General features: G+C 62.3%; 11 protein-coding genes. 3 read left to right on the top strand and 8 right to left on the bottom strand.

The features are described from left to right. Positions 1 to 41 precede the first annotated feature (41 nt). From VEJ16_03925 to VEJ16_03935, 3 genes are read left to right on the top strand one after another with little or no spacing between them, the layout of a single operon-like run. Positions 42 to 1220: an iron-containing alcohol dehydrogenase gene (locus VEJ16_03925; protein HYB08796.1), complete on the top strand. Its 1179-nt coding sequence runs from the start codon at positions 42 to 44 to the stop codon at positions 1218 to 1220. A 23-nt stretch (positions 1221 to 1243) separates the two neighbouring features. Next, positions 1244 to 2473, top strand: a complete 1230-nt coding sequence (locus VEJ16_03930) for a benzoate/H(+) symporter BenE family transporter (GenBank protein HYB08797.1) — start codon at positions 1244 to 1246, stop codon at positions 2471 to 2473. 4 nt (positions 2474 to 2477) lie between these two features. After that, positions 2478 to 3110: a MarC family protein gene (locus VEJ16_03935; GenBank protein ID HYB08798.1), complete on the top strand. Its 633-nt coding sequence runs from the start codon at positions 2478 to 2480 to the stop codon at positions 3108 to 3110. Here the strand turns inward: VEJ16_03935 and VEJ16_03940 are convergent. The 8 genes from VEJ16_03940 to VEJ16_03975 form a co-directional block, all read right to left on the bottom strand. Further along, positions 3107 to 4447, bottom strand: coding sequence for a di-heme oxidoredictase family protein (locus VEJ16_03940; GenBank protein HYB08799.1), 1341 nt, complete (start codon positions 4445 to 4447; stop codon positions 3107 to 3109). The two genes, VEJ16_03935 and VEJ16_03940, sit on opposite strands and share 4 nt — an antisense overlap. 7 nt (positions 4448 to 4454) lie before the next feature. Continuing rightward, on the bottom strand, positions 4455 to 7604 hold the full coding sequence (putA, locus tag VEJ16_03945) for a bifunctional proline dehydrogenase/L-glutamate gamma-semialdehyde dehydrogenase PutA (protein ID HYB08800.1): 3150 nt from the start codon (positions 7602 to 7604) through the stop codon (positions 4455 to 4457). 105 nt (positions 7605 to 7709) lie between these two features. Then, positions 7710 to 8147 (bottom strand): DUF1489 domain-containing protein, encoded by a 438-nt coding sequence (locus VEJ16_03950; protein ID HYB08801.1) that lies wholly within the window; start codon positions 8145 to 8147, stop codon positions 7710 to 7712. A gap of 24 nt (positions 8148 to 8171) precedes the next feature. Continuing rightward, complete coding sequence (locus VEJ16_03955) at positions 8172 to 9080, bottom strand: hydroxymethylglutaryl-CoA lyase (protein ID HYB08802.1); 909 nt, start codon at positions 9078 to 9080, stop codon at positions 8172 to 8174. Between the two features lie 2 nt (positions 9081 to 9082). Next, positions 9083 to 11089, bottom strand: coding sequence for an acetyl/propionyl/methylcrotonyl-CoA carboxylase subunit alpha (locus VEJ16_03960; protein HYB08803.1), 2007 nt, complete (start codon positions 11087 to 11089; stop codon positions 9083 to 9085). 8 nt (positions 11090 to 11097) lie between these two features. Further along, the gene (locus VEJ16_03965) at positions 11098 to 12705 is read right to left on the bottom strand and encodes a carboxyl transferase domain-containing protein (GenBank protein ID HYB08804.1); all 1608 of its coding nucleotides are present in this window, start codon (positions 12703 to 12705) and stop codon (positions 11098 to 11100) included. A gap of 27 nt (positions 12706 to 12732) precedes the next feature. After that, entirely contained in the window at positions 12733 to 13872 is a 1140-nt protein-coding gene (locus VEJ16_03970; GenBank protein ID HYB08805.1) for an acyl-CoA dehydrogenase family protein, read from the bottom strand. Positions 13873 to 13881: 9 nt separating this feature from the next. After that, the coding region (locus tag VEJ16_03975) for an SDR family NAD(P)-dependent oxidoreductase (GenBank protein ID HYB08806.1) at positions 13882 to 14344 on the bottom strand (463 nt) is incomplete at its 5' end.

A 14344-nucleotide genomic window follows, 5' to 3' on the forward strand; every position in this document is an offset into this window, starting at 1 on the left:
CGCGGCGCTCGCAAGGCGCCCTATTGGAGACGAGCGACATCATGGCTAAGAACACATCCTGCCCGACCGCGAATTGGAACTATCCGACAAGCGTGCGCTTCGGCCCGGGACGCATCGAAGAGTTGCCCGACGCGTGCAAAGCGGCGGGTATTCGGCGACCACTTCTCGTCACCGATCCCGGATTGGCGCCACTGCCAATCGTAAAACACGCGGTTGAGCTCATGGCTGCCGCAGGCATGAACCCTGGCGTCTTCTCGGACCTGCGGCCGAATCCAGTCTCTAAGAATGTCGAGGATGGGATACGTTCGCTGCATGCGGGCGGGCATGACGGCGTCGTTGCGATGGGTGGCGGCAGTGCCCTCGATACCGGGAAGGTCATCGCGTTCCAGGCAGGCCAGACGCGCCCAATTTGGGACTTCGAGGACATCGGCGACTGGTGGACGCGGGCTAATTCAAGCGCCATAAAGCCGATTGTCGCCGTGCCCACCACCGCCGGCACCGGTTCGGAGGTCGGGCGCGCAGGCGTCATCATCAACGAGGCCACGCACCGCAAATACATCATCTTCCATCCAATGATGATGCCGCGCGTGGTGATTTCCGATCCCGAACTCACGGTCGGCCTGCCTCCTCATATTACGGCTGCAACGGGCATGGATGCGCTTGCCCACAACCTCGAAGCGTACTGCGCTCCCTCCTACCACCCCCTCGCCGAAGGGGTGGCGCTTGAAGGTATCCGGCTTGTCAAGGAGTGGTTGCCCACCGCCTTTCGTGACGGCAAGAACCTGGCGGCGCGCGGCAACATGCTTGCTGCGGCAAGTATGGGTGCAACCGCCTTTCAGAAGGGCCTCGGAGCCATCCACGCAATGAGCCATCCGGTCGGCTCGATATACGACACCCATCACGGTCTGACAAATGCCGTCGTGATGCCCTATGTGCTCGTCAAAAACCGCCCAACGATCGAAGATAAGATGGCGCGCACCGCGCGCTATCTCGGCCTCGCCCAAGGCTCTTTCGTCGCCATGCTCGATTGGGTGATGGAGCTTCGACACCAACTCAAGATTCCTCACACGCTTGCCGACCTCGGCGTGGGCGGCGACCGCGTGCCCGAGCTTGCAAGAATGGCGGCTGAAGATCCGAACAACGGCGGCAATCCCCCACCTCTTACCGTCGCGGAATATGAAGCCCTGTTCACGAACGCCTTGCGCGGCAGGCTCGGCTGAAACGAACAGAGCCGAGTCCATACATGGCAATTTTTGAAAAGGCCGTGCGCCCGCGCGTGCGCTGGCGCGACGTTACGGCCAGCTACGATCGGCACATGCTGGCGAACGCCCTTGTCGCCTTTCTTTTCTCCGTGACTGGCCCGCTCGTTATCCTTCTCGCCGTCGCTACGCAAGGCGGGCTTGATCGAGAACACATTGCGTCTTGGATTTTCGCGGGCTATGCGATCGGCGGCGTGCTCTCGATCATCGCGAGCGTTGCATATCGTCAACCCATCGGGATCGCCTGGTCGATTCCGGGCGCCGTGCTGATAGGGCCCGCACTTCAGCATTTGGCCTTCAGCGAGATCGTTGGCGCCTACCTCGCAACCGGCGCGCTGATGCTTGCCTTGGGGCTGACAGGGGTCGCGCGCAGGGCGATGGCGCGGGTGCCGATGCCTATCGTCATGGGCATGGTAAGCGGCGTCTTTCTCCCTTTCGGCATAAGGATCGTGACCGGCTTCATCGATGACACGCTGATAGCCTTTGCCGTCGTCGCCTCGTTTCTCGCCGCAAGTGCAGTGCCGGCCATTGGACGTGTGGTCCCTCCGGTGCTGACGGCGTTGATCGTCGGGATCGGCGTGATGTTGTTGAGCGGCCATTTCGCGTTCAACGAGCCGCTGCGGTGGGCGCTTGCCCAACCAAGGCTTTACCAGCCGACCTTCTCCGGACGCGCCCTCTTCGAGCTCGTGATACCACTCGCCGTCGCAGTACTCGGCATACAGAATCCGCAAGGTATCGCCATCCTGAAATCGTCGGGATATGCCCCGCCAGTCAATACCCTCACAATCATGTGCGGTGTCGGCACGCTGTTCTTCGGCATCTTCGGCGCGGTCCCGACCACGGTGACGGGGCCCTCAAACGCCATCATGTGCTCAAGTGGATCGAGGGAGCAGCGTTTCGTCGCGGGCATCATCTATGGGCTTCTCTTGCTCTCGTTCGGGCTTCTGGCGCCGCTGGCAACACAGGTTGGCCTCGCTTTGCCGACGGCATTCATCGGTGTCCTTGGCGGACTTTCGATGCTGCGCGTGTTACAGGGCGCTCTTGTCGCCACCTTCGGCCACGAGCTAACGCTCGGCGCCCTCGCCACTTTCCTCGTCACTGTCTCGGGCGTCACGATCTTCAACATTGGGGCACCGTTCTGGGGCCTGGTTTTCGGGCTAGGCACGAGCTGGCTTCTCGAACGTGACGCCCTACGCAAGGTCTGGTACGGATAACCTCATGTGGGCGCTCATCGTTCATGCCGGCGTCACTTTTCTGGTCGTCATCGATCCCGTCGGCACGGCCCCGATTTTCGCGAGTTTGACCGCAGGCAGGAGCCCCGAAGAGCGCGGCACTTCCGCTTTGACCGGCATCGTTGTCGCGGCGGCCGTTCTTTACATTTTTGCCTTCATTGGCGAAGCATTTCTTACGGCACTCGGCGTGACCCTTGCGGCGTTTCGCATCGCAGGCGGGGTCCTCCTGTTCCTCGTCGCCATCGATATGGTGCTGGCGCGTCAGTCGGGCCTCCGGTCGACGACGTCGAGCGAGGACGAGGAGGCGCACCACCGCCATGATATCGCCGTGTTCCCGCTCGCCGTACCGCTTATTGCCGGACCTGGCGCTATCGCTTCCGTCATGCTGCTGACCGAAGAAGCAAAAGGTTCCTGGCTCGGGCATGGCATCGTATTAGGCGTGCTCTCTGCGATTCTCCTGATCACTTATTTGTGTCTCCTGGCCGCAGGCAGGATCGTCAACCTGCTCGGCGTTACCGGAACGAATGTCGTCGGCCGCGTGCTCGGCATTGTGCTAGCGGCACTTGCAACACAGTTCATTATCGATGGCGTGCAAGCAACTTTGACGGGAAGCGGCTAGAGCGATTCGAGAAACGCGATCAGCGCGTCTCGCTCGTCCTTCGTCATTCCCCTGAACGCGTCCTTGGCGGCCTCGGCTTCGCCGCCGTGCCACAGGATCGCTTCGGCGGGACCGCGGGCACGACCGTCGTGAAGCAGGAACTCGTGACCCGTGATCGATTTGATGAGCCCTAGCCCCCAAAGCGGTGCCGTTCGCCAGGATCGTCCATCGGCAACGAATTCCGGTCGCCCGTCGGCGAGGCCATCTCCCATGTCGTGGAGAAGAAGATCGGAATACGGATGGAATTCCCTGTGCGCAAGATCGGGATCGGGACTGGTCCCGCTTTCGAGCGTCGGACGATGACACTCAGCGCAGCCTGCCTGCTCGAACAGTACGGCACCCTGCTTGACGATGGGACTGTCCTGCTCGCGCGGCAAAGATGGTGCAAGTTGCGCCACATAAAACGTAGCTGCGTCGAGAAATTCGTCGCCGATCTTGGGTTTGCGTGGCGACGCCGCAGCGGCTGCCTGGCATTCCGTTTCTACTTCGGTGCAGTCGTTGGTCGGATATAGAGGGTTGGTGATCCCGATATCCCGGTTGAATGCATTTGCATTTTGTTGACGCAAGCTCGGTTGCCCTGCCTTCCAGCCTAGATGGCCAACGCGTAAAGCTTCCGCCGTCAAATCCCAGACCCGATTGGGACGACCATGAACTCGGCCGTTTCGCTTCTCCTCGGATGCGATCGCCTCGATTTCTTGATCGGGTACCGCATCGATCAGGCCGAGGCCGACGATCGCAGGCGCTATGCGCACCGAGACGAGCGTGTCGGAACCGAGCGGGCCATAGGCAAGCGCCTCGAAGCGATAATGGGGTGCGCGCAACGAGTAGGCGGTACCGTCTGCATAGCGTTCCTCGTTCTCCGTATAGCTGACCGACGCCCTGCCCTCGATCGGAACGCCGGCGACCGCGTTACGATCCAGCTGATCGCCGTAGAGCGGGTGTGGCCTCGGTCCGCCTTCGGGCGTCGTTCCAGGTATCGAGAGGCGAACCGTCATTGAAATCATCGGAAAGTCCGGGGATTGAGGCGGCTCGCCGCGCCCGGCGTGGGTATGGCAGCCATCGCACGAAAGACGGCTGAATAGCGGGCCGAGGCCGTCGAATCCGGCTTTGGGTCCCGGTGCGATCGACCAATCGGACTCGAAAAGCGTACGGCCAAGAAGAAACTTTTCCGGCTGATCGTTGCCAATACGGGCGACCAACCCTGCGAAGTCTCCTTCCCTCGGCATCGTGTCCTGGGCGCGCGCCGGTAAAAGTGCAATCGCCAAAAAGGCGATGCCAAGCGACGTGGCGTAGCGCAACGAAGCCTCAATCCTCTTCCTGCAGCGACATGAGCGCTGCATTACCGCCTTGGGCGGTCGTGTTGACGGAAAGGGTGCGTTCGACCGCGAAGCGGGGAAGATAGTGCGGTCCGCCCGCCTTGGGACCCGTGCCCGAAAGACCCTCGCCGCCGAACGGCTGCACGCCCACCACGGCGCCGATCATATTTCGATTCACATAGGAATTGCCCACGTGCGCGCGACGCGTGACATGCTCGACCGTGCTGTCGATCCTGCTGTGCACACCGAGCGTGAGGCCGTAGCCGGTGGCGTTTACCGCATCGATTACTTCGTCAAGCCGGCTCGCCTGATAGCGCACAACGTGGAGGATTGGACCGAAGACCTCGCGTTCGAGCCGCCCAATGCGGTCGATCTCGAATGCGGCCGGCGCCACAAAGGTACCATGGGCGCAAGCGCCTTCCAGCTCGACCCGATGAATGAGTTTCCCGTCGCGGGACATGCGAGCTGCATGTTCCTCGAGCATATTTTTGGCGTCCTGGTCGATGACCGGACCGACATCGGTCGAGAGCAGCCCCGGATCGCCTACCTTGAGTTCGCGCATGGCGCCCGCGAGCATGTCGAGGAGTTTTGCGGCGATCTCGTCTTGGACGAAAAGGACCCGCAGCGCCGAACAGCGCTGGCCCGCGCTCTGAAAGGACGAGGCCAAGACATCGGCCACGACCTGCTCCGGCAACGCGGAACTGTCGACGATCATGGCGTTTTGCCCGCCCGTTTCGGCGATGAGGGGCACCATCGGTCCTTTACGTCCCGCGAGGGACCGCTGAATGGCCCACGCGGTGTCGGTCGAACCCGTGAAGACGACCCCGGCCGTGCGCCGATCCGCCACGAGGCGCCCGCCGATCAACTCGCCCGGCCCCGGCAAAAGTTCGATCGCATCTGCCGGAATGCCGGCCTCGTGGAAGAGCCGCACCGCGTGCGTCGCGATCAGGGGGGTCTGCTCGGCCGGTTTGGCGATGACGCAATTGCCCGCCGCGAGTGCGGCCGTGATCTGGCCCGTGAAGATCGCAAGCGGAAAGTTCCACGGACTGATGCACGCAAAGACGCCGCGGCCGTGAAGCGAAAGTTCGTTCCGCTCGCCAGTCGGCCCCGGCAGCGACAGCGGTTGACCGAAATCGACGCGCGCTCGGTTGGCATAATAACGGCAGAAATCGACGGCTTCCCGGACTTCAGCCACCGCGTCGGGAATGGATTTTCCCGCCTCCCGCACGGCGAGCGCCATGAGTGTAGCCATGTCACGCTCATAGAGCTCCGCAATACGGTCGAGCCTTGCAGCTCGCTCGCTGGCCGGCAATCCCTCCCAAAGGGGAAACGCACGCTGGGCCCGGTCGAGCGCGTCGTCAACGTCTGCCTCGCTTGCGTCGCGCACCTCCCCGATTTGGCGTCGGCGATCGGCCGGATCGAACACCGCACGGCCCGCCCCTGTGATTGCAACACCACCGACGATCGGACCAGCACGCCAACTTCCCGATCCGGCCTGCCCCATCGCCTGTGCGAGCGGCGCCAACACTGCCGGGTCGGAAAGATCGATGCCGATCGCATTGAGCCGTTCCGGCAAATAGATATTCCGAGGCAATGGAATGCTCGGATGCGGTTTTTTCGTCAGTTTGCGCATGCGCGCGATCGGATCCGCGATGATGCTGTCGATCGGCGCGCGCTCATCGACGATGCGATTGACGAACGACGTATTCGCGCCATTCTCGAGGAGGCGCCGAACGAGATAGGGCAGCAAATCCTCGTGGCTGCCGACCGGCGCATAGATGCGGCAGGGCAGATTGAGATGCCTCGCACCCACCACCTGCTCGTAAAGCGCCTCACCCATGCCATGCAGCCTTTGGAACTCGAACTCCCGATTGTTGCCGGCGAATTCGAGGATCGCCGAAACCGTATGGGCATTGTGGGTCGCGAATTGCGGATAAAATGCGTCACGCCCACCGAGGAGGCGCTGGGCGCACGCAAGATACGAAATGTCTGTTGCCGTTTTGCGGGTGAAGACGGGATAGTTGTCGAGGCCGCGCTCCTGGGCGCGCTTGACCTCGCTGTCCCAATAGGCACCCTTCACGAGGCGCACCATGAGCCGTCGACGCTCGTTGCGCGCCAATTCCGCGAGCCAATCGACGACGGCGGTCGCGCGCTTCTGGTATGCTTGGACGGCCAGGCCGAGACCCTCCCACCCGGCGAGGCTTCCGTCTCGCGCGACGGCGGCAAGGACTTCGAGGGAGAGCTCAAGCCGATCCGCCTCTTCCGCGTCGATCGTCATGCCGATGCCGACCTGCTTCGCGTGCTGCGCGAGGGCGACGATGCGGGGGGTAAGCTCTTTGAGCACGCGCTCGCGCACGGCGAACTCGTAGCGGGGATGGAGTGCGGAGAGCTTGACCGAAATTCCGGGCGAGGCAATAGGGCCGCGACCCTGGGCCGCTCGACCAATTGACGCAATTGCCCGATCGTATGCTTCGAAATAGCGTTCCGCGTCCTTCGCGGTGCGCGCCGCCTCGCCAAGCATGTCGTAGGAATGGCGATAGCCGAGTGGTTCTTCCGCCTTGGCCCGCTCGAGTGCTTCCTCGATCGTGCGGCCCATGACGAATTGGCGGCCCATGATGCGCATTGCCTGCATCATCGCCTGGCGGATGACCGGCTCCCCGCTTCGCGCCACCAGCCGGCCGAGGAGCGAGCCCATATCGCGCTCGTCAAACTCACCCAGCTTGACGAGCCGGCCCGTGAGCATCAGCGCCCACGTCGAAGCGTTCACGAACAGCGAATCGCTCTTCCCCAGATGCTTCTCCCAATCGGCGAGGCGCAGCTTGTCGCGAATAAGGCGGTCGGCCGTATCGCGATCCGGAATCCTGAGGAGCGCTTCGGCCAGGCACATCAGGACGACACCCTCCTGGCTCGAAAGGGCATATTCATGGAGGAAGGCGTCGAGGCCCCCCTGCCCGATGCGCAGCCTACGCACCTCCACGACAAGGGTGCGCGCCCGTTCCGCGATCCGGTCGAGTTGATCGGCCGGCAATTGCAGTTCTGCGACGAGACGCTCGACGACAGCACTCTCGTCGGCGCGATAGAGGGCGGAGAGTGCCCGCCACCGCTCATCGCCAGGCGGGATGGCTGTCGAGAAGATCATGGTGGGGGGTGCGCCTTCGTCCGGCATGGATTATCCCTCGTTAGAGGGGCCATCTATACTCCCTGTCCGGGGCCGCGCCAACGGAAGGGTGAAGTGGCACCGCACCTAAAGCAATCCCAGATCGCGCAATTCGGCAGCCAGCTTAGCGGGCAACTCATCATCACCCTTGGCGCGCGGCGGCAGATCGGGAGGTGCGGCCTCGGGCCCCAGATAACGCCAGCCCTGGAACGGACGCCAAGCGGCGAGCTGGGTTTTCACGAGCTTGCGGTCGAGCTCGATGGCGCAAGCCGGCTCACCCGCTTGATTGTGGGTGGCGCGAAGGCCAACGATCCGCTGGCGGACGCGAACGTAGCCCTTGATAACCCAATAGAGCGAGCCGCCGTCAAGAACGTCGTCCTCGCGCTTGGGCGTCATGCGCGTGACATGACGCAAGCGCGCCTTGGGGTTGCGCTTGCGAAGCTGTGCCAAGCGATGTTTTTGCCATTTCGCGAGCTCGTCGACCGAATCGATGCCGACGCAAAGCTTGATGATGTGGAGTGTCACGTGCGCTAACGGTGTCTTTCCCGATCAGGCGGCGGCCTTGCCGGCAAGCGCGAGGGATACCTTGGAGACGGGTGTCTTGCCAAGCTCGGCGCAAATATATCGCCCGGCCGCGACGAGTTTTGCAAGATCGACGCCCGTCTCGGCTCCGAGGCCGTTGAGCATGTATAGGACGTCCTCGCTCGCCACGTTTCCCGAGGCACCCTTCGCATAGGGACAGCCTCCGAGGCCAGCGACGGAGCTATCGACCACGGATACGCCGCGTTCCATTGCGGCAAGGATGTTCGCGAGCGCTTGGCCGTAGGTGTCGTGGAAATGAACGGCGAGCCTCTCGCGTGGAACGGCTACTGCGACACGATCGATCATGGCTTGCGCCTTGGCCGGGGTACCGATGCCGATCGTGTCGCCGAGCGAGATTTCATAGCACCCCATGGCAAAGAGCTTGGCGGAAACGTCCGCCACGGCGTCTACGCCAATCTCGCCCTCATAGGGGCAGCCAAGTACGCAGGAGATATAACCTCGCACGCGCACACCGTCCTTTTTCGCAGCAGCGGCAACGGGTGCAAAGCGCGCGAGGCTCTCGGCGATCGAGCAGTTGATATTGCGCTGGGAAAAGCTTTCCGAAGCCGCACCAAAGATCGCGATTTCCTCGGCTTTGGCGGCACGGGCGGCCTCGTAACCTCGCATGTTGGGGACGAGTACGGGATAGCTCACGCCCCGCTTACGGCGAAGTTTCGCCATCACCTCCGCCGTATCGGCCATTTGGGGGATCCATTTCGGGGATACGAAGCTCCCGGCTTCCACAACGGCAAGGCCCGAATCGGCGAGCTGCTCGATCAACGACACCTTCGTAGCAGCCGGCAGCGTCTTGGACTCGTTCTGGAGCCCGTCGCGAGGACCGACTTCGACCATTTTTACCCGCTTCGGCAGCGTCACGCTCAATTTCCCCTCGCGGGCTGAAAGACAATCAGCTCGGCGCCCTCCTCAACCTGCTCGCCGGCCGAATATATTACCTTCTCGATCGTGCCGTCGGCGAACGCGGAAATCGTATGCTCCATCTTCATCGCTTCCAGAACAAGAAGTGGCGCACCTCGCTTTACTGAAGCACCGTCCTTGACGAGCACCTCGACAACCTTGCCCGGCATCGGCGCCGCAAGCCGGCCGCCGACGGCATCGAGCTCGGCCGCTCCCGCAAGCGGATCGATGAGTAGAAGACGGTGGCTTCCCCTATCGGCAAAGACCACAAGCTCCCGCCCGCGACGCACAACCCGCGCCCGGCAGCGGTATCCCCCAAGGTCGGCCTCGAGCTCGCCGTCCTCAAGAAGTCGACCCCTGACCGCAAGATGAGCGTCGGGAAGATCCATTACATAGCCATCCCGACGATAGTGCACGGTGACTGCGGCTTCCCCGTTACCGTCTTGAAGCCGCACGATATGATGGTTGTCGTCGTTCATCCGCCAGCCGTCGGTATATGCCCAAGGCGAATATGGATCGTCCGATTTGCGCGCCTCCGATTCGGCCTGTCTGGTGCGCTGCAAGAAGAGCGACAGGGTCGCAAGCGCCAGCGTGCGGGCGCTCGCTGGCTTCGCCTCCGGGATCAGGTCGCGGCGATGGCGTGCGATGAAGCCCGTATCGAGTTCCGCTGCCGCGAACGCTGGATGAGCGGCAATGGCGCGCAGAAACTCGGTATTCGTCGCAACACCGACGACTTCGCATTCGCCGAGCGCTTTCACAAAACTTTTGCGCGCCGCTTCGCGATCTTCGCCCCATGCTATCAGCTTTGCGATCATGGGATCGTAGTGGATGGTCACGGCGTCGCCCTCAACGACACCTGTATCGATCCGTACGTTGGGGTCATCCTCGGGAAATCGCAGATGCGCGAGACGGCCGGTCGCCGGAAGGAAATCCCGGCTCGGGTCTTCGGCATAAATGCGCGCCTCGAAGGCATGCCCATTGATACGCAGACGGTCCTGGTCGAGCGGCAGACGCTCGCCCGCGGCGACTCGCAACTGCCATTCGACGAGATCCTGTCCCGAAATCATCTCCGTTACCGGATGCTCGACTTGAAGCCGTGTGTTCATCTCCATAAAAAAGAATGCGCCCGCCTCGTCGGCAATGAACTCGACAGTGCCAGCATTGCGATATCCAATCGCTCGCGCCGCGGCGATCGCGGCCTCCCCCATTTCGCGACGGCGATTCGCGGTCATTCCCGGAGCGGGAGCTTCCTCGATCACTTTCTGGTGGCGGCGCTGAATCGAGCAGTCGCGTTCGAAAAGGTAAACGGCGTTGCCATGCCCATCGGCGAATATCTGAATCTCGATGTGACGGGGTCGCGTCAGATATTTTTCGAGCAGCACCCGATCGTCGCCAAATGACGACGACGCCTCCCGCTTGGCCGAGGCCACGGACGCCTCAAGGTCCTCAAGCCGTTCGACGACGCGCATGCCTTTCCCGCCCCCGCCGGCTGACGCCTTGATCAGGACCGGAAAGCCAATTCGCGCCGCCGCCTCGCGCAACGTGGCGGCATCCTGTCGCTCGCCATGATAACCGGGGACGGTCGGGACCTTGGCCGCATCCATGAGCCGCTTGGCCTCGCTTTTCGAACCCATGGCGCGGATCGCCGACGCGGGCGGACCAATGAAGACGAGGCCGACCTTGTCGCATGCCTCGGCGAAGGCTGCGTTTTCGGAAAGGAAACCATAGCCGGGATGAACGGCTTGCGCACCGGTTTCCTGCGCGGCTGAGACTAGCGCTTCGATCTTGAGATAGCTCTCCCGTGCGGGCGCCGGTCCGATTAGTCGCGCCTCATCGGCAAGGACGACGTGCCGTGCGTTGGCGTCGGCCTCGGAATAGACGGCGACCGTCTGCACCCCGAGTTTCCGTGCAGTGCGTATCACACGGCATGCGATCTCTCCCCGGTTCGCAATCAGAACCTTGTCGAACATGGGCGCGCCTACATCCGGAAGACGCCGAATTTGGTCGTCTCGACCGGGGCATTGAGCGAGGCCGAAATCGCCAGGCCAAGGACCCGGCGAGTGTCCTTGGGATCGATGACGCCGTCGTCCCAGAGCCTGGCACTCGCATAGTAGGGGTGTCCTTGCGCTTCGTATTGAGCGCGGAGCGGCTGCTTGAATGCTTCCTCTTCCTCGACGGACCAGGCGCCGCCCCTGGCTTCAATGTTGTCGCGGCGTACCGTTGCGAGCACGCTCGCCGCCTGTTCCCCGCCCATCACCGAGATGCGCGCGTTCGGCCACATCCAGAGAAACCGCGGCGAGTATGCGCGGCCGCACATGGCGTAGTTGCCGGCGCCAAAGCTGCCTCCGATGATAAGCGTGAATTTCGGCACTCGCGCGCAAGCAACCGCCGTCACCATTTTGGCCCCGTCGCGCGCAATGCCGCCCGCTTCGTACTTCCTGCCGACCATGAAACCTGTGATGTTCTGAAGGAAAAGAAGCGGTATACCGCGCTGACTGCACAGTTCGACGAAATGCGCCGCCTTCAAGGCCGACTCGGAGAACAGGATTCCGTTGTTCGCGACAATTCCGAGTGGATAGCCGTGCAAATGCGAAAAACCGCACACGATCGTTGCGCCATAGAGCTGCTTGAACTCGTCGAATTCGGAGCCGTCCACGAAACGCGCAATGATCTCGCGGACGTCGTAAGGCTTGCGTGCATCCGTCGGCACCACGCCATAGATCTCTTCGGCATCGTGAAGCGGCTCCCGCGGCTGGCGCACGTCAAGCGATACAGTCTTGCGCCGGTTCAAGTCGGCGACGATCTGACGCGCCATGGCAATCGCTTGAAGGTCATTCTGCGCCATGTGATCGACGACACCCGAGACGCGCGCATGCACCTCGGCCCCGCCAAGCTCCTCCGCACTCACGATCTCGCCGGTTGCCGCCTTCACGAGGGGTGGGCCGCCCAGAAAGATGGTGCCCTGTCCGCGCACGATGATCGACTCGTCGGACATTGCAGGCACATAGGCGCCACCGGCCGTGCACGAACCCATGACGACGGCGATCTGTGGAATTCTGAGGGCAGACATGGTCGCCTGATTGTAGAAAATCCGACCGAAGTGATCCCGATCAGGGAAAACCTCGTCCCATGTTGGTAGGTTCGCACCGCCCGAATCGACGAGATAGAGGCACGGCAGCTTGTTTTCCCTCGCGATTTCCTGGGCGCGAACGTGTTTCTTGACAGTGATCGGGAAATAAGTGCCGCCCTTGACCGTCGCGTCGTTGGCGACGACGACGCATTCGCGGCCGGCGATGCGACCGAGTCCCGTGATAATACCGGCGGCTGGCACGTCCCCGCCGTACATACCGTAGGCCGCGAGTTGGGAGAGCTCGAGGAAGGGTGAGCCGATATCGAGCAGTGCGCGCACTCGTTCCCGGGGCAGGAGTTTGCCACGTGAGAGGTGCTTTTGTCGTGCGGCTTCACCGCCACCCTGCTTGATCTCGGCGACGCGCGCGCGCAAATCGGAAACGACCGCGCGCATCGCGTCCGCATTGCGCCGAAATTCGTCACGGCGGGTATCGAGTGCCGATTTGAGAACGGTCATGCGATTCCTCCCCGGTCGACGCCGGTGTCAGCCGCCATCGGCGATCTCGCGCGCGATCACCATATGCTGGACGTCGCTGGTGCCCTCGTAGATCTTGGTAACCCGGACGTCGCGGTATATGCGCTCAACCGGAAAGTCGCGCAGGTAGCCATAGCCCCCGTGGATCTGGATCGCATCGGAGCACACACGCTCGGCCATTTCTGTCGAGAAGAGCTTTGCCATGCACGCTTCCTTGAGGCACGGCTCACCCGCGTCTCGGCGAGATGCCGCGTGGAGCACGAGCTGGCGTGCCGCTTCAATCTGTGTCGCCATCTCGGCTAGGCGGAAAGCGACCGCCTGATGGTCAACGAGGCGCTTGCCGAAGCTTTCGCGCTCCTTGGCGTAGGCGAGGGCCGCTTCGTAGGCCGAGCGCGCCATGCCGAGCGCCTGAGCCGCGATGCCGATACGCCCACCTTCTAGGTTGGCGAGCGCGATGCGATAGCCCTCGCCCTCTTCGCCGAGAAGAAGGTCGGGCGTCAGCCGACAATCCTCGAAGACGATCTGGCAGGTGTCCGACGCACGCTGGCCCATTTTGTCCTCTTTGCGCGCAACTTTGTAACCGGGATTGTCGGTCGGCACGATAAATGCCGAGATCCCCTTCTTGCCTCGTTCAGGGTTAGTCACCGCGAAGACAATCGCGACGGCGGCCGTACTTCCGCTCGTGATGAACTGTTTTGTGCCGTTCAGGACATAATGGTTGCCATCGCGGCGTGCGCGAGTGCGCAGGTTCGACGCGTCCGAACCGGCTTGCGGCTCGGTCAAGCAAAAAGCGCCGAGCCATTCACCCTTCGCCATGCGCGTGAGAAACCGCTGCTTCTGGCCTTCGCTCCCGAAGCGATAAATCGGCATGTAGCCGACCGAATTGTGCACGCTCATGATTCCGGCGCACGATCCATCCCCGGCCGCGATCTCCTCGATCGCAAGTGCATAGGCGATCGCATCGGCACCGACCCCGCCCCATTCCTCCGGCAGCAGCATTCCCAAGAATCCGAGGTGCCCCATTTCCGCGAGCGCCTCTTTGGGAAAACGCCCTTCGCGGTCCCATGCAGCGGCATTAGGCGCCAATCGCTCGCGCGCAAAAGTGCGCGCGGTATCGCGGATCATCGCTTGCGAATCGCTGAGCCGCATTATTGCCGCCTACCAGGGGATCTCAGCGCCGTCATAATTTAGGAAGCGGCCATTGTCCGACGGTTTAAGACCCGCGATCACCGTGCGCATGCTGCTGATGCTGGCTTTGATTTCAAGGGCCGCACCCGGCCCACCCATGTCCGTCTTTACCCAGCCGGGATGAAGCAAAACACAGACGATGCCGCGGCTTTCATATTCAAGGGAAATATTCCGCACACCCGAGTTGAGAGCGGTCTTGCTCATCCGGTACACGTGCGCCCCCGGACTCATCCGCGCAATCGACCCCATTTGGCTCGTGATGAAGATCATGGTCTTCTTGCCACTTTTCTCCACATTTTCTGCAAGCGCGTCGGCGATCCGGAGCGGTGCTATCGAATTGACTTGAAACGTCTCGAGCCACGCTTCCTCTGCGATCTGCGCGATCGGCGCATTCCGCGGACCGTAGATGCCGGCATTGTTGATAAGGACGTCG

This window comes from Alphaproteobacteria bacterium (assembly GCA_035625915.1).
Lineage (GTDB): Bacteria > Pseudomonadota > Alphaproteobacteria > JACZXZ01 > JACZXZ01 > DATDHA01.